The organism is Pseudomonas asuensis, assembly GCF_014646755.1.
In the GTDB taxonomy this organism is placed as follows: domain Bacteria; phylum Pseudomonadota; class Gammaproteobacteria; order Pseudomonadales; family Pseudomonadaceae; genus Chryseomonas; species Chryseomonas asuensis.
Genome location: NZ_BMNW01000006.1, coordinates 229,884 through 244,483 on the forward strand (window position 1 = coordinate 229,884; position 14,600 = coordinate 244,483).

The 14,600-nt window shown below is 55.7% G+C and carries 13 protein-coding genes; 11 read left to right on the top strand and 2 right to left on the bottom strand.

The window, feature by feature from the left end; all coding sequences use genetic code 11:
• Window positions 1–214 precede the first annotated feature (214 nt).
• Window positions 215–2,857, top strand: a complete 2,643-nt coding sequence (locus IEX86_RS14945) for an MGH1-like glycoside hydrolase domain-containing protein (RefSeq protein WP_188866928.1) — start codon at window positions 215–217, stop codon at window positions 2,855–2,857.
• Between the two features lie 151 nt (window positions 2,858–3,008).
• Window positions 3,009–4,787, top strand: coding sequence for a gamma-glutamyltransferase (gene ggt, locus IEX86_RS14950; protein WP_188866929.1), 1,779 nt, complete (start codon window positions 3,009–3,011; stop codon window positions 4,785–4,787).
• A gap of 15 nt (window positions 4,788–4,802) precedes the next feature.
• On the opposite strand, the gene IEX86_RS14955 is transcribed toward ggt, so the two are convergent.
• Window positions 4,803–5,801, bottom strand: a complete 999-nt coding sequence (locus IEX86_RS14955) for a LysR family transcriptional regulator (protein WP_229685357.1) — start codon at window positions 5,799–5,801, stop codon at window positions 4,803–4,805.
• Window positions 5,802–5,894: 93 nt separating this feature from the next.
• On the opposite strand from IEX86_RS14955, the gene IEX86_RS14960 reads away from it, so the two are divergent.
• The 5 genes from IEX86_RS14960 (at window position 5,895) to IEX86_RS14980 (ending at window position 9,426) form a co-directional block, all read left to right on the top strand.
• On the top strand, window positions 5,895–6,530 hold the full coding sequence (locus tag IEX86_RS14960) for an alanyl-tRNA editing protein (protein ID WP_188866930.1): 636 nt from the start codon (window positions 5,895–5,897) through the stop codon (window positions 6,528–6,530).
• 87 nt (window positions 6,531–6,617) lie between these two features.
• Entirely contained in the window at window positions 6,618–7,388 is a 771-nt protein-coding gene (locus IEX86_RS14965) for a 2OG-Fe(II) oxygenase (RefSeq protein ID WP_188866931.1), read from the top strand.
• 2 nt (window positions 7,389–7,390) lie between these two features.
• Window positions 7,391–8,032, top strand: coding sequence for a LysE family translocator (locus IEX86_RS14970; RefSeq protein ID WP_188866932.1), 642 nt, complete (start codon window positions 7,391–7,393; stop codon window positions 8,030–8,032).
• Between the two features lie 108 nt (window positions 8,033–8,140).
• Window positions 8,141–8,461, top strand: coding sequence for an Arc family DNA-binding protein (locus tag IEX86_RS14975; protein WP_188866933.1), 321 nt, complete (start codon window positions 8,141–8,143; stop codon window positions 8,459–8,461).
• Between the two features lie 476 nt (window positions 8,462–8,937).
• Window positions 8,938–9,426, top strand: coding sequence for a CopD family protein (locus IEX86_RS14980; protein ID WP_188866934.1), 489 nt, complete (start codon window positions 8,938–8,940; stop codon window positions 9,424–9,426).
• An 8-nt stretch (window positions 9,427–9,434) separates the two neighbouring features.
• Here the strand turns inward: IEX86_RS14980 and IEX86_RS14985 are convergent, their stop codons facing one another.
• Window positions 9,435–9,890 (bottom strand): DUF2231 domain-containing protein, encoded by a 456-nt coding sequence (locus tag IEX86_RS14985; protein ID WP_188866935.1) that lies wholly within the window; start codon window positions 9,888–9,890, stop codon window positions 9,435–9,437.
• A gap of 90 nt (window positions 9,891–9,980) precedes the next feature.
• Between IEX86_RS14985 and coxB the strand changes: the two genes are divergently transcribed.
• Genes coxB through IEX86_RS15005 form a run of 4 tightly spaced genes read left to right on the top strand, consistent with a single transcriptional unit; the run spans window position 9,981 to window position 14,591 of the window.
• Window positions 9,981–10,919, top strand: coding sequence for a cytochrome c oxidase subunit II (coxB, locus tag IEX86_RS14990; protein ID WP_188866936.1), 939 nt, complete (start codon window positions 9,981–9,983; stop codon window positions 10,917–10,919).
• Window positions 10,916–13,450 carry a cytochrome c oxidase subunit I gene (gene ctaD, locus IEX86_RS14995; protein WP_188866937.1) on the top strand — a complete coding sequence of 845 codons (2,535 nt, stop codon included), beginning with the start codon at window positions 10,916–10,918 and terminating at the stop codon, window positions 13,448–13,450. Before coxB ends, ctaD begins: the two co-directional genes overlap by 4 nt.
• The gene (locus tag IEX86_RS15000) at window positions 13,450–13,797 is read left to right on the top strand and encodes a hypothetical protein (RefSeq protein ID WP_188866938.1); all 348 of its coding nucleotides are present in this window, start codon (window positions 13,450–13,452) and stop codon (window positions 13,795–13,797) included. The genes ctaD and IEX86_RS15000 overlap by 1 nt, the downstream gene beginning before the upstream one ends.
• Complete coding sequence (locus tag IEX86_RS15005) at window positions 13,788–14,591, top strand: cytochrome c oxidase assembly protein (RefSeq protein ID WP_188866939.1); 804 nt, start codon at window positions 13,788–13,790, stop codon at window positions 14,589–14,591. Before IEX86_RS15000 ends, IEX86_RS15005 begins: the two co-directional genes overlap by 10 nt.
• The last annotated feature ends 9 nt before the right edge of the window (window positions 14,592–14,600 follow it).

A 14,600-nucleotide genomic window follows, 5' to 3' on the forward strand; every position in this document is an offset into this window, starting at 1 on the left:
AAGGTTGCCGTACATGAATAGGTTTCAGGTTAACTCCTCCGTAAAAGGTGCTATCTAAGACGTTTCGTGCCGCTAGCCCCTGCTTAACATGCTTCCCAGTTGAGGCCGTAAGCGTTGAATATGAATCCTCTCTGGGCAAAGAGTGTCTATACATCATTAAGGGCGTTTCCATGCGCACCTGGATTGGACAATCTGGATTATCACGGGAGACACGATGACGGCACATCCAGCACCGGGCATCCTCAACACAGTCGAAGGTCAGCGGCTTTCTGGCGCTGATGCTGAACACTGGCGAAAATGGGGGCCCTACCTGAGTGAGCGCCAATGGGCAACGGTGCGCGAGGACTATAGTGCCGACGGCAATGCCTGGAGCTATTTTCCGCATGAGCATGCGCGTAGCAGGGCCTATCGCTGGGGCGAAGACGGCTTGGCCGGCTTTTCCGATGTAGCCCAGCAATGGTGTCTGGCGTTAGGACTCTGGAATGAGCGCGATCCGTTCATCAAGGAGCGCCTGTTCGGCCTGACCAATGCAGAGGGTAACCATGGCGAGGACGTCAAGGAACTGTACTTCTACCTTGATGGTGTCCCAAGCCACGCCTACATGCGAATGCTCTACAAATATCCTCATGCCGAGTTTCCCTATAAGGATCTGGTTGAGGAAAATGCTCGCCGTGGCCTGGCGGATGCCGAGTACGAGATTCTCGATACTGGCGTTTTCAACGATAACCGCTACTTCGACGTCACGGTGGAGTACGCCAAGAATACACCTGATGATGTGCTGATGCGGGTTACGGTAGTAAACCGCTCGACAGAAGCAGCCCGGCTGCATGTCATGCCCCACCTGTGGACACGTAATACCTGGGTCTGGACTGGCGCGCCTCAACGACCGTTGCTGTCTATTATGGATGATGGCCGAGTCAAGGCGACCAATTACAATTGGGCCGACTACGTGACTACGGCCTGGGGTGACGTAACGCCTGAATGGATCTTTTGCAACAACGAAACCAACAGACCTAAACTGGAAGGCGTTGAAGCAGCAGGTCCGTTCAAGGACGGCATCAACGACTATGTGGTAAGCGGTGATGAGCAGGCGATCCGCCGTGACTCTGGCAGCAAGGCCGCGGCCCATTTTACGCTGGATGTTCAGGGTAAGGGCCGGTCCGTCGTTTATCTGCGATTTGCCCCGGAGACGGCTGATCCGCATATTGACGTTAAGGCCGTATTCGCCCAACGTCGCGCTGAGGCCGATGCCTTCTATGCCGAACTGCAGCATAACATCGTTGACGAAGACGCTCGTAACGTACAACGCCAAGCCATTGCCGGGCTGCTATGGTCTAAGCAGCTGTACTATTTCGAAGTAAATCGCTGGATCACGGGTGACCCCAACCGTCCGGCCCCACCTTATGAGCGTAAGAACGGCCGAAACACTCAGTGGCGACACTTGGTCAATTTCGACATCGTGTCGATGCCTGATAAATGGGAATACCCGTGGTACGCCTCCTGGGACCTTGCTTTCCAGGCTGTGGCTTATGCCATGATCGATCCCGGCTTTGCCAAACAGCAACTGCTACTGTTGGTAAAAGACCGCTTTATGCACCCTAACGGCCAGTTACCGGCGTACGAGTGGAATTTTGAAGATGCCAATCCACCGGTTCATGCCTGGGCCTGCTGGCATGTCTATCAGCAGGAAAAAGAGCTGAAAGGCCATGGTGACCGGGAGTTTCTGGAGCGTGTCTTCCATAAGCTGTTGCTTAACTTTTCCTGGTGGGTTAACCGCAAAGATGCCGAAGGTCGTAACCTTTTCCAGGGTGGTTTTCTGGGGCTAGATAACATCGGTATTTTTGACCGCTCTGCAGTCTTGCCAACGGGCTCGCATCTCGATCAGGCCGACGGTACTGCCTGGATGGCTGCCTACGCACTTGATCTGATGCGCATTGCTCTCGAACTGGCGAGAGAAAACCCAGTGTATGTGGACATCAGCGTCAAGTTCTTCGAGCACTTCCTGCACATCGCCGGAGCGATCAATGCCGGTGAGGAGCGTTATGATGGGCTATGGGATGAACAGGATGAGTTCTTCTATGACGTACTGCACCGTGCCGATGGCACCTGCGAACCCATGCGGCTGCGCTCGATTGTAGGGCTTATTCCGCTGTTTGCCGTACAGGTTCTCGAATCCAAGGAATATGAAGGCTTGCCCGGCGTACGGGATCGCTTAAAGGAATTCGTACGGCAACGTCCCGATCTGTCACGCCTGGTTTCCCGTTGGACTGAACCCGGCCAAAGCAATCGATTCCTGTTGGCCTTGCTGCGTGGCCAGCGTACCAAGAGTCTATTGACGCGGATGCTGGACGAGAAAGAGTTTCTCTCCCCGTATGGTATTCGCTCACTGTCCAAGGTACATGCCGAAGCGCCTTTCGAGATGCGGCAGGACGATGGCTCCATGCTTAGTGCCCGCTATCAACCTGCTGAATCCGACTCCAGGCTCTATGGCGGTAACTCTAACTGGCGCGGACCGCTGTGGATGCCGATCAACTATATGCTGATCGAGTCTCTGCATGAGTTTCACCTCTACTACTCGGATAAGTTCTCGGTGGAATACCCCACCGGTTCCGGCTATCTCGCGTCTCTGGAGGAGGTCGCGAATGGGCTCAGTGAACGGCTGACGCGCATGTTCCTAAAAGACGAGAATGGCCACCGTCCCAGCATGATGGCCTATCCACAGCTGCAGAATGATCCTGACTGTGCAGACCTTGTCCTGTTCCATGAGTACTTCCATGGTGAGAACGGGCGCGGTTTGGGGGCTTCGCACCAGACCGGGTGGAGCGCATTGGTCGCGCTGCTGCTTCAACCCCGTTAAAGGTGATGAAGAAAAGGCCGGACATTGTCCGGCCTTTTCTTTCAGCGTTTCAATGCAACTCTACAGCCTTTAGTATCCATAAAGATCCATGGCATCGGAGCGTTTTGCCCGGTGCGGTATACCTGATAATAACCCCAACAAGGAGACCTTGATGTTCGCTAAATGGACATTGCCTTTTGCTGCGGCAGTCTCACTGTCGACCGCTACGCTCCTGGCGCCTGCACTTGCATTTGCTGCCTCAAGCCCTGCCGTAGAGGCTCGACACGGAATGGTCGTCTCGTCGCAACAGCTGGCTTCCCAGGTAGGTGTAGATATTCTCAAGGCGGGAGGTAACGCCATTGATGCTGCCGTCGCCGTTGGTTATGCGCAGGCGGTGGTCAATCCCTGTTGCGGCAATATCGGCGGCGGTGGCTTCATGACAATCCACTTGGCCGATGGCAAAGATACCTTTATCGATTTCCGTGAAAAAGCGCCTGCCGCCGCCAGTGCGGACATGTATCTCGACAGCAATGGCAAGGTCCGTAAAGACGCCAGTCTGTATGGCTATCTCGCAGCCGGTGTACCCGGTACGGTATTGGGTCTGGACACGGCGCACCAGCGGTACGGCAAACTCTCCCGGGCGCAGGTCATGGCACCTGCGATTCAGCTGGCGCGGGACGGCTTTGTATTGACCCGAGCCGATACCGACATCCTTGATACCACGGCTGAACGCTTCAAGGATGATCCGGAAGCCGCCCGGATATTTCTTCGCAAGGATGGCTCTGCGCTTCAACCGGGTGATCGGCTGGTGCAGGCCGACTTGGCTAATACCCTTGCAGCCATTGCCAAAGACGGCCCCAAGGCCTTTTACCAAGGCGCAATTCCCAAGGCCATTGAGAATGCATCCAAGGCTGCAGGCGGTGTCCTGACTGCAGACGACTTTGCCCGTTACACAGTCAATGAAACTGCTCCGCTCTCGTGTACATACCGAGGGTACACGTTTGTATCGGCGCCACCGCCCAGCTCTGGAGGCGTAACCCTGTGCGAGACCCTCAATATTCTGGAGGGGTATGACTTGAAAGGCATGGGCTTCAATTCGGCGGACTACATTCATACGCTGACTGAAGCCATGCGGCAGGCCTATCTGGATCGAAACACCTCCTTAGGCGATCCGGCCTTTGTCGACAATCCGGTTGAGCAGCTGACCAGCAAAGACTACGCCACCCAGGTGCGTAATCGCATCATTCCTAATAAGGCTACCCCCTCGGCACAAGTCATTCCCGGCATGGAAACACGCGAGAAACCGGAAACAACCCACTATTCCATCATGGATGAGCATGGGAATGCCGTGTCCACTACCTATACCATCAATGGCCGCTTCGGCTCGGTAGTCATCGCACCTGGAACCGGGTTCTTTTTGAACAACGAAATGGACGACTTCACCGTCAAGGTGGGGGAGCAAAACCTTTATGGTCTTGTTCAGGGTACTGCCAACGCCATCGCCCCTGGCAAGCGTCCGCTTTCCTCCATGACACCCACGCTGGTCAACAAAGACGGCAAAACCTTTATGGTGCTGGGCTCACCGGGTGGTTCGCGCATCATCTCCATTACACTGCAAACTGCCCTCAATGTAATTGACCATGGCATGCCACCGCAGGAAGCGGTCGATGCGCCTCGGATCCACCACCAGTGGATGCCCGACGAGGTGTATTACGAGCAGCGAGGTGTATCAGCTGACAGCCTCAAGCTCCTACAAGAGATGGGCTACACCATGGTTCAACAAACGCCATGGGGGGCAGCTGAGTTGATCATGGTAGGGCTACCGGGTGCGCCGGGCGTAAACGCGGATGACTCAGGCAACGACTCGGCAGTCTCCGGGCGTGTTCGGGAAGGCTATCTTTACGGTTCCAACGACGTGCGCCGCCCGGCAGGGGCCGCGATCGGTTATTGATCCATGCAGGCGGCACTACCAGTCGCCGCCTGCTTCCGGCATCTCATACTCACGATACTGGGTAACGGCTACGCCAATTTCTGGATCATCATAGAGTGTTGGCTCCTGACTTAATCGCTCAACCAAAAAATCAATAAATACCTTGAGCTTGGGTTGCAGATGCCGCGTTGCAGGATAAAGCAGCCACGCTCCGCCGCAGTATTGCGTTTGAAATGACCACTCGGGCAAGACCTGAACAATCAGCCCTTTACGCAGTGCATAGCGCGCCGTGAAATACGGAAGGCTGCCAATACCAATATGGTGGAGCACAGCATCCAGCCGTGCACCGGTATGATTGGCGGCGTAACGGCCCCGCACGTTAACACTGACCGTCTTGTTGCCCTTCCGGAAGCGCCAGCGAGAGTCGGCTGGCTCTTGCCCAAGATAGATACAACTGTGTTTTGTAAGCTCCCGCGGATGCTCGGGTATGCCGTGCTCGGCCAGATAATGCGGGGTGGCAGCCAGCAGGTGATCGATTTGCACCAACTCTCGTCCCATCAGGCCGGGGGGCGGCTGATCGGTAATGCGAATGGCAAAATCCACATCACCATCAATCAGATCAACATAGTGATCGCTTAGATTCATGTGTACGTCTACCTGGGGATAGCGACGCAGGAATTCGGGCAGGTGCGGATGAATCAAAAACCGTCCTACGGCTTTAGGAACGCTCAGGCGGATGACGCCCTCTGGGGTCTGGCTGAATTGCCCACTGACGTCCATAACGGCACGCGCCGCATTCACCATGTCTATACAACGCCGATAGACCTCTTCGCCGCTTTCGCTCAGGCGTAGCTTGCGCGTGGTCCGGTTGAGGAGGCGTGTCGCCAGAGCCTTTTCCAGACGGGCTACACTTCGGCTGGTGGAAGAAGGCGTCGTGCCTAACTGACGTGCCGCCTCGGAAAAGCTGCCGGTCTCGACGACTTTGACGAAGACGACCATCTCTCCCATCAGGGTGATCGATAGATTTGTGCTCACCGCGCAAAAGTCCTTTGGAATGCAGGCGGATTATCACAATATCACCCCTTCCCTAGAATGGGGCAGGCATCTGCTTTACAAAGGGCTTTAGACATGACTCAGCGTCTGTATTATTCAAGTGACATTCTGGTCATGGAGGTTGAAGTTACCACCTGTGCCCCTTGGGAAGATCTTTACGCAGTCGAGCTGGTTGCAACACCTTTTCATCCTCAGGGTGGCGGCCAACCGAGCGACACCGGCAGGCTGGGAGACGCCGAAGTCGTTATGGTCAAGCAGGATGGCGAGCGTATCGTCCACTACACACGGCAACCTGTTACACCGGGACGCGTTGAGGCGCGAGTCGATAAGGAGCGCCGTCAGCTGCATACGCACCTACACTCCGCTGGGCATCTGATTGGTCATATTGGAGAGACATTTGGCTGGCGGCCAGTCAAAGCCCATCATTGGCCAGGTGAAGGCCGGATTGAGTTCATGCCTGATCAGGAGGCACGCCCTCTGGATGCGGAGCAGCTGGAATCACACTTTGTCCAGCTCGTACAGCAGGACCTGCCAGTAAGCATCACCCTGGATCAGGAAGGTCAACGCCGGGTCGGCTTTGGTGATTTTACCCCTTACGGGTGTGGCGGTACGCATGTTCGCTCTTCACGGGAGCTCACAGGGTTGAAAGACCTCCTGGTTAAGGAAAAGAAAGGAAAACTGTCCATTCATTACGATGTGACTTCCCCATGACGTGACAACACAATGGTCAGAACTTACGACGTATAACGACCCAACGAGCACATCAGGAAGTCACCCCATAACCCAAGGAACCTGCTCATGATGCTTGAAAAGCAGCGTCTCGAGACGTCGTCCATCAACGCTCTCGCTAACGAAGAGATCATGGCCATCCACGTCCGGCAGTTCATTCCTCAGGAACTGGCGTTGAAAATAGCCCAGCAAATTCTTGGACAAGGCTTCGAAAGCTACCTCAACGCACCCAGTATTGGCCGTATCGGTATGGCCTTTTATGAGGCGGAAAATCAGCCGCCGCGGCTGGCAGACTATTTTGAAAGCGTTTACGAGAATATCGAAGAGTTACGGCGACGCTGCCAACCTTACCTGTCCCCTATCGATCTGCTGCGCTGTACCCTGGATGAGGTTTGGCCTGCCGGGGCACGTTTGCAAAGCCTTTATGGACGCAAGATGTATGTGGGGCTTTCCCGCGTCGTCAAACCGGGGGTTCGCTTCCTGGCCCACCACGATATCTTTATCAAAGACGCTCCGCAGAGCACTGAGGCCATGAGCCTTCAGGCTCAGATGGCCTGCAATGTATACCTGAACATGCCAAGCGAGGGCGGTGCTCTACAAATGTGGCGGACTGAGCTTACGCCTGATCAATTCGATGCCTTACGGGGCGCAAGTTATGGGATAGACCCCGCTCTGCTGGGGCCACCCGATGTTGAAATCCGACCGGACCCGGGTGACCTCATTCTCTTCAATTCGAGAAAGATGCACTCCGTGACCCCAGGCTCGGATCATTTACGCCTTAGCCTTTCCTGCTTCGTAGGTTATCGAGGCACTAGCAGTCCGTTGACCTTCTGGAGTTGAAATTGACGTCCTCTTATCTCACCGAGTTCTTAAGCCTTGCGATTATCCATTTCCTGGCGGTAGTAGCGCCAGGACCGGATTTTGCCATTACCGTACGCCAGAGCGTACGGTACGGTCGCCTGGTTGGCCTGTTCACGGCACTGGGCATTGGCGCAGGTATTTCAGTGCATGTGCTTTACACGCTTCTGGGCATTGGCGCCCTGATGCATGCCACTCCATGGCTACTTAGCGTCGCAAAAGTCGTCGGGGGCGCATACATCCTTTATCTGGGCATCAGCCTGCTCAAAAGCAAACCGACCAAAGCCTTGGATGAGGTTCAGGGCAGCCCTGCAGTCGTTGACGAGCAAACGATTGGAAAAGCCTTTCGGATAGGCTTTCTGACAAATGCTACCAATCCTAAGGCAACCCTGTTTTTCCTGGCCATCTTTACCACCGTGGTAAGCGGCGAGACCCCCATGAAAATCCAGGCGCTGTATGGCCTGTGGATGTGCTGCGTGAATGCAGTCTGGTTCATGCTCGTCAGCTTTCTGTTTTCGAGCCCCCGTGTGCGTCAGCTGTTCCTGCGCATGGGACATTGGTTCGAGCGCACGATGGGGTTGGTACTGGTGTTTTTTGCCGGCCGGCTGCTGTTGTCGATCATCTAAGTATTTCACGGCCTGATAGCCACAAGCTGTCAGGCCGCTGTTGAAACCTGGCTGGAGCGGTTCACTGCACAGCTGTTCGTTCTTACCTTAACGGAGCTGAATAGACTCATGCCACAAGCCCTTCGATCCTACTCGACCCGTACCGCCGAAAAGTTCGTCCTTCGACTGCCTGAAGGCATGCGTGAGCGTATCGCCGAGGTCGCCCGCAACCATCATCGCAGCATGAACTCCGAAATCATCTCCTATCTTGAGCAAAGTCTTGTACAGGACGGCTTACTGGAAGCTGATCCTGACATGCGAATGGATAGCCCTACCCTAAGCCTGCATGAACGCGATCTGCTTCAGCGCTTCCGACAGCTTTCAAGCCGACAGCAGAATGCGCTCATCGCCTTGATTGCCGACGATCTTGAGCCGGTAGGCGAGCACTGAGCCCAGTGTTTGCCTCTTAGATCTTCAGCGAGAAGCGCCCCGACTATCCGGGCCATGACTCATCGCGTTCCAGGTAGTATGGAGACGCAGGTAACGATACCCGTACAGTCGCACGCATATGAAATAACGATGCCTGGACTGCCAGTTGAACTGACACCAATGCCCGCGCTGGCGGGTTTTGTTCAATGCGGCAAGAGGCTGTCGGGCTCTTTAATCCATATAGCCTTGTTTACACCTATCTGGCCATGGTTTCGCGGCAGCGGCATCCGTCTGCGAACGCGCACAGCATGGGGTTCCTGGCTTGTGTAGAGTCCATGATGAAGATCGCTTTTCTCTCCATTGCTTCAGCTCAACGCTCACTCATACAAGCTATGTTACAACCCATTCTTCCCTGATCAGAACATCTGCACGCCTCCCGGGGTCGGACCCCAAGGACCGGCCGTAGGCCAGCATGTATCTGGATTAGTGGGACACTTATGCCGTTATTAAAGCTGCTGCATTTTCTAGGATTGATTGGGTGGTGCGGCAGCCTACTCTATCTACCGGGCCTGCTGATCGCGCAGGGTCGCGATATACACAAGGCCGACCGGCCTTACCGACCCGGTACAGGAGACGTTACGTCAGAACTAGATACCCCACTTCCCGCGCTGCAACTGCTGAGGCCTGAGCTGCTCCGTTATGTATTTACATTGATCGCAACGCCCTGTGCCCTGGTGGCGATCATCAGCGGGACCGTCCTCTTCATTCGCCATAGCCTGTTTGACCCCTGGTTGATCCTCAAGCTCAGCCTGGTTGCCATCATGGTGGTCGGGCACGCGCTATGCGGCGCACTGATACTAAAACTCGACAGTCTCTCTCCTAAAGCTGTACGGACCTGGAGTATGGGTCTGGCAGTCGCTCTCAGCCTTGCCATCGTGGGCACGCTCTATCTTGTTCTAGCCAAGCCAGGCTGGAGCGGCGCATGACGAACCGATCAACTCTCCACATCAACGCCCACCGCATGCTCATAAACCAGACGACCACCCAGGTAGCTCGCCAGAGAAATCAACACAGCCGTGACGCCAGTCAGGTAAAAGCTCCAGAGCACCAGCTCTTCGCTTCCCTGATACCGAACCATCCAATTAAGCGAAGCCAGCGACAGCATCATCACGGCCAGAATTGCATGGCACCAGGCCGTGATACGGCGGCGGATATCAGCCACAGTAGTGATATCGATCAGCCCGGCGATACTTGCTATCCAGCCACCGGCAGCACCCACACCCGCCAGCCACAGTCCGGCCCGTGCCCAGAACTCATCGCCTGTCCACCAGTAGCCGAAGTCAGCGCCAACCAGTGCAATAAGCGCCGCCACCGGGAAGTGAATCAGCATCGGGTGAATCGGGTGGCCAGCCACAGCGGCACGGCTTTCAATGTTCTCGGTTACAGGCATGCAAAGATCTCCGGTCAATGGCAGACCCTTAAATGGACCGCGTGGGGATGTACAGTTCCCTTAGTAAGCGGCTGTAGCGGCCCGCAATCCATGCTTGACCCCTATGGGCCGGCGGCTGAGGCCGTGGCCTGGACATGGTGGGCCATGTTTGGCTTTTCTGCTGTAGTGCTGGTGGGGGTTGTGGCGCTTTGGCTGATCGGGATGCGGCGGTCACCGGCAGCGATACCGGAAGAAAAAGCGGCGATCTATAACCGCCGCTGGATTGTCTGGGGAGGCATCGTGCTGCCCTGCGTCAGCATCGTATTGCTGCTTAGCTTTGGTATTCCTCAGGGCAAGCGCATGTTGCCCCTGCCAGTGGAAGGCGAACAGCCTCTCAAGGTTGAAGTCATTGGCCATCAATGGTGGTGGGAGGTGCGCTACCCCGAAAGCGGTGTGGTAACCGCCAACCAGATGAACCTTCCAGCGGGCCGCCCATTAGATATCCATGTTACGAGTGCAGACGTTATTCACTCGTTCTGGATTCCGCGCCTCGGTGGCAAGATCGACATGATTCCTGGCCGTACAAATGTCATCCGGCTGGAGGCCGACCGGCCTGCAACCCATCGGGGGCAATGCAGTGAGTTTTGCGGCATGCAGCATACCCACATGATTCTCTACAGCGAGGTCCAGACGGCGGAAGATTTTGCAGACTGGATTAGGGCGAGACAGCAATGGCAAGCGCCAGAACCAGATGCCACAACCAGAGACCTGTTCCAGCGCGAATGCGCTGCCTGCCATCAGGTTAGCAGCCTTAAAGGGTCACCTGTGCAGACTACTGATGAAACGCTTCTGATCGGCCCGGACTTGGGTGATGTGGCCAGCCGGAGCCATTTAGGAGCCGGCGTGCTTAGAAACGAGGCCGGAGCCATTCGACGCTGGCTTTCAGAACATCAGCGTCTAAAACCGGAAAATCGCATGCCATCGCTCGACCATCTAGAGGATAGAGAGCTTGATGTACTCGCCGACTGGCTGGAGACGCTGACCCCATGACCGACATCACTGCCAACCCACAAAGCGATCAGGCCGAACAGGATCGCCTTCACCAGGATCTGGACGAGATCTGGGGTAATCCTCGAGGCTGGCGCGCCTTGAGTATTGTTAATCACACCACCATTGGCGTGCGCTTTCTAGTCACCGGATTGTTTTTCTTCGTGATCGGTCTGTTGCTGGCTATGTTGATTCGCACCCAGCTGGCTATTCCGGGCAATACCTTCCTGGGACCGGATGAATACAACCAGGTCTTCACCATGCATGGAACGGTCATGATGTTCCTGTTTGCCGTGCCGATTCTGGAAGGCCTCGCCATCTATCTGTTACCCAAAATGCTGGGCGCACGAGACATGCTGTTTCCACGCCTGTCAGCCCTTGGATATTGGAGTTATCTGTTTGGCGGGTTGATCCTGCTATCAAGCCTTTTGCTCGATGTTGCCCCGAATGCTGGCTGGTTCATGTACACGCCGCTGTCGGACCGCGTGTACTCCCCGGGGCTCAACTCGGATTTTTGGCTGATCGGGATTACCTTTGTTGAGATTTCCGCCATTTCGGCAGGCGTTGAAATTGTCGTATCCATTCTGAGGGCTCGGGCACCCGGCATGGGACTACACCAGATGCCGGTCTTTGCTTGGTACATGCTCGTAGTGGCTATGATGATTCTCATTGGCTTCCCACCCATGATTCTGGCGAGCCTGATGCTGGAAATTTCCCGCGCTGCCGACTTGCCGTTCTTTGATGTAGCCCGCGGAGGCGACCCTATCCTGTGGCAGCATCTCTTCTGGCTGTTTGGCCACCCGGAGGTATACATCATTTTCCTGCCGGCAGCCGGGATCGTCTCAACTATTCTTCCGGTGTTCTGTGGCCGCCCGCTGGTGGGCTACCGCTGGGTTGTATTAGGAGTACTGACCACGGGTTTCATCAGTTTCGGGCTGTGGGTGCACCACATGTTCACTATCGGCATCCCGCAGCTGGCCCAGCTGTTCTTTTCGGCAGCCAGCATGTTAGTCGCGGTGCCAACAGGCATTCAGGTATTTTCCTGGATTGCCACGTTATGGCTGGGCAAACCCCGGTTCGAATTGCCCATGCTTTGGCTGGTAGGATTTATCGTCATCTTTGTCGCAGGCGGGTTGACCGGCGTGATGCTGTCGCTCGTCCCCTTCGACTGGCAGGTGCATGACACCTATTTTGTCGTAGCCCACTTCCATTATGTACTGGTGGGCGGCATGTTTTTCCCGCTCATGGCTGGTATCTACTACTGGCTTCCCCACTTCTCAGGCCGCATGCCCTCAATGACCTTGGGGCGATGGGGGTTCTGGCTGACTTTTATTGGCTTTAACCTGACGTTTCTGATCATGCATTGGACAGGACTGATGGGTATGCCGCGCCGTGTCTATACTTATGAAAGCGGCCTGGGTTGGGATCTACCAAACCTGATCTCTTCTATTGGCGGCTTCATCATGGCCTTTGGGGTAGCGACCTTCCTGCTCGACTTGTTCCTGCACTTTCGCTTTGGCGAAAAGGCAGGCGAGAATCCGTGGAAAGCCGACACTCTGGAGTGGGCGACTCAATTGCCGCCTACGGCTTATAACTTTGTCAGCCTGCCAGATGTGACCACCCGACACCCGCTGTGGGATCAGCCCCATCTACCCAAAGCCATCGCCAACGGTGAATATGGCCTCTCCGTCAGTGGCCACGGACGCCGTGAAACGTGGGGCGTCGATCCGGTGACGGGCCGTATCCGCCATATAATTCACCTGCCCGGTAATTCGATGTGGCCCTTTGTGCTGTCAGCACTACTGGCCGTGGTGTGTATTTGCCTGCTGGTCAGTGCCTACACGCTGGCAGGTTTGGGCACCATGGCTGCGCTCGTCGTTTGCCTGCGTTGGAGCTGGGAGAACGGTGCTCACCCTAAAGCCGCTCCTGATGCACACACCAAACCCGACGAGCCACCTTTACACTCTCGCACCTTCGACGGGCCAGGCCTCTGGGGAATGGGTACCACGCTGATCTCCAATGGCTCCCTGTACCTCTCACTGCTGTTCGGCTGGTTCTACCTCTGGAGCGTATCGCCCAACTGGCAGATTCCAGCGCAAAACCCACTCAACCATGGATTTATGCTGGCCGCCCTCTTACCAGCACTTGCCACTACCGTTTGGTTACGCCGTGTTGTACGTCAGTTAAAGCAAAAGAACATCTCGCGTCTGGGCCTTCATTTATGGAGCATTACGGTGCTCGGCCTTCTGCATACTTTGCTGCTTGTAATGCTGATATTTGAGGCGCCGCTAAAACCAACTGAAACGACTCACGATGCGGTATTACTGGTCATGCTCGGTTATAGCCTGCTGCATGCAGTGGTAGGCGTATTGGCGGCTGGGTTGCAAGCCTTGCGCGTACACTGGGGGTATGTGGGTATTTCTGCGCCCTATGAGCCCAAGATCGTATTGCAGTGGTGGGTCTATACCACAACAGTATTCGTCATTACCTATACCGCTACGGTCCTGTTTCCCCTCACCTGGAAACCCTACTAATGCGCCCAGCTCACCCTTTGCAATTGATTGCAGGCCTTGCCGTCTGGAGTCTCTGGTTCATCGCCATCTACGGTGGGCTTTCGGTAGCCTGCCAGATAGCACCACCCGAGGCCGAGGCCGGTGCGCTCAACCGTTTAAACCTGATGCTGGGTTTGCTTACGCTCGCTACCCTGGCTTTTCTACTATGGAATGCACGGCGCTGTTGGCAAGCGATTAACCAAGGTGATTCCGAGGAAGCGCGCCGGCAGCGTTTTCTGGCGACACTCGGCGCTGGGCTGCATCTGGTTGGGGCTATCGCCACACTGTTCGTAGGGATTCCGATTCTGGTGATGCCACCATGCTTGTAGGCTTGGTACTACTGCTGGGCTTCGCACCCGCCGCATACGGGCATGGGCTTCTGGATGGTCATTTGGCTGAACGCTTGCCGATCTGGGGCTGCGCTATTCTGCTGGCGGCCATGTGGGGGCTTTATCTACTGGGACAGCGCAAAGTGACGCCTCACCGCGGCGAGGCATTGTGGTTTCATACAGGCATGATCATTGCCGCCCTGGCAACATTCGGCCCGTTTGATGGCTGGGCGGAAACCAGTACAGCCATGCATATGGTCCAGCATATGTTGTATATGGTTATTGTCGCGCCTCTGTGGGCATTGGCCAGGCCACTGCCTCAATGGCAGGCAGCCATGCAGGGTCGTGGCCGTGGCCTTTGGCACCCTATTCTGAAAGCAGGCCGCTATCCGACGGCTGCTGCCTTACTCCATGCGCTGGCTATCTGGGGCTGGCATGCACCCAAACCCTATCAGCTTGCTCTGGATAACCTCTGGTGGCATGTAACCGAGCATATCTGCTTTTTATTTACCGGCTGGCTACTCTGGTGGTCTTGCCTGCGAGCCAGTCATGCACGCGTCCCTCAGGCGTTGCTGGCACTACTCCTGACACTCATGCATACCGGCCTGTTGGGCGCACTTTTGACCTTCAGCACACAAACGCTGTATCACGAATCAGGTGAGCTGGCTGACCAGCAGTTGGCTGGGCTTATCATGTGGGTGCCCGGCAGTCTGGCCTATATGCTGGGTCTGGGCTGGATTGCCTGGCGGTGGATCAATCGCCAATGGCGCCGAGCAACGGAACGGGTGGCATAAGGACCTGCC

Excerpts from the sequence above, each read along its gene's own strand:
- IEX86_RS14945 (WP_188866928.1), top strand. The coding sequence starts at position 215 with ATGACGGCACATCCAGCACCGGGCATCCTCAACACAGTCGAAGGTCAG.
- ggt (WP_188866929.1), top strand. The coding sequence starts at position 3,009 with ATGTTCGCTAAATGGACATTGCCTTTTGCTGCGGCAGTCTCACTGTCG.
- IEX86_RS14960 (WP_188866930.1), top strand. The coding sequence starts at position 5,895 with ATGACTCAGCGTCTGTATTATTCAAGTGACATTCTGGTCATGGAGGTT.
- IEX86_RS14965 (WP_188866931.1), top strand. The coding sequence starts at position 6,618 with ATGATGCTTGAAAAGCAGCGTCTCGAGACGTCGTCCATCAACGCTCTC.
- IEX86_RS14975 (WP_188866933.1), top strand. The coding sequence starts at position 8,141 with ATGCCACAAGCCCTTCGATCCTACTCGACCCGTACCGCCGAAAAGTTC.
- IEX86_RS14980 (WP_188866934.1), top strand. The coding sequence starts at position 8,938 with ATGCCGTTATTAAAGCTGCTGCATTTTCTAGGATTGATTGGGTGGTGC.
- IEX86_RS14985 (WP_188866935.1), bottom strand. The coding sequence starts at position 9,890 with ATGCCTGTAACCGAGAACATTGAAAGCCGTGCCGCTGTGGCTGGCCAC.
- coxB (WP_188866936.1), top strand. The coding sequence starts at position 9,981 with ATGCTTGACCCCTATGGGCCGGCGGCTGAGGCCGTGGCCTGGACATGG.
- ctaD (WP_188866937.1), top strand. The coding sequence starts at position 10,916 with ATGACCGACATCACTGCCAACCCACAAAGCGATCAGGCCGAACAGGAT.
- IEX86_RS15000 (WP_188866938.1), top strand. The coding sequence starts at position 13,450 with ATGCGCCCAGCTCACCCTTTGCAATTGATTGCAGGCCTTGCCGTCTGG.
- IEX86_RS15005 (WP_188866939.1), top strand. The coding sequence starts at position 13,788 with ATGCTTGTAGGCTTGGTACTACTGCTGGGCTTCGCACCCGCCGCATAC.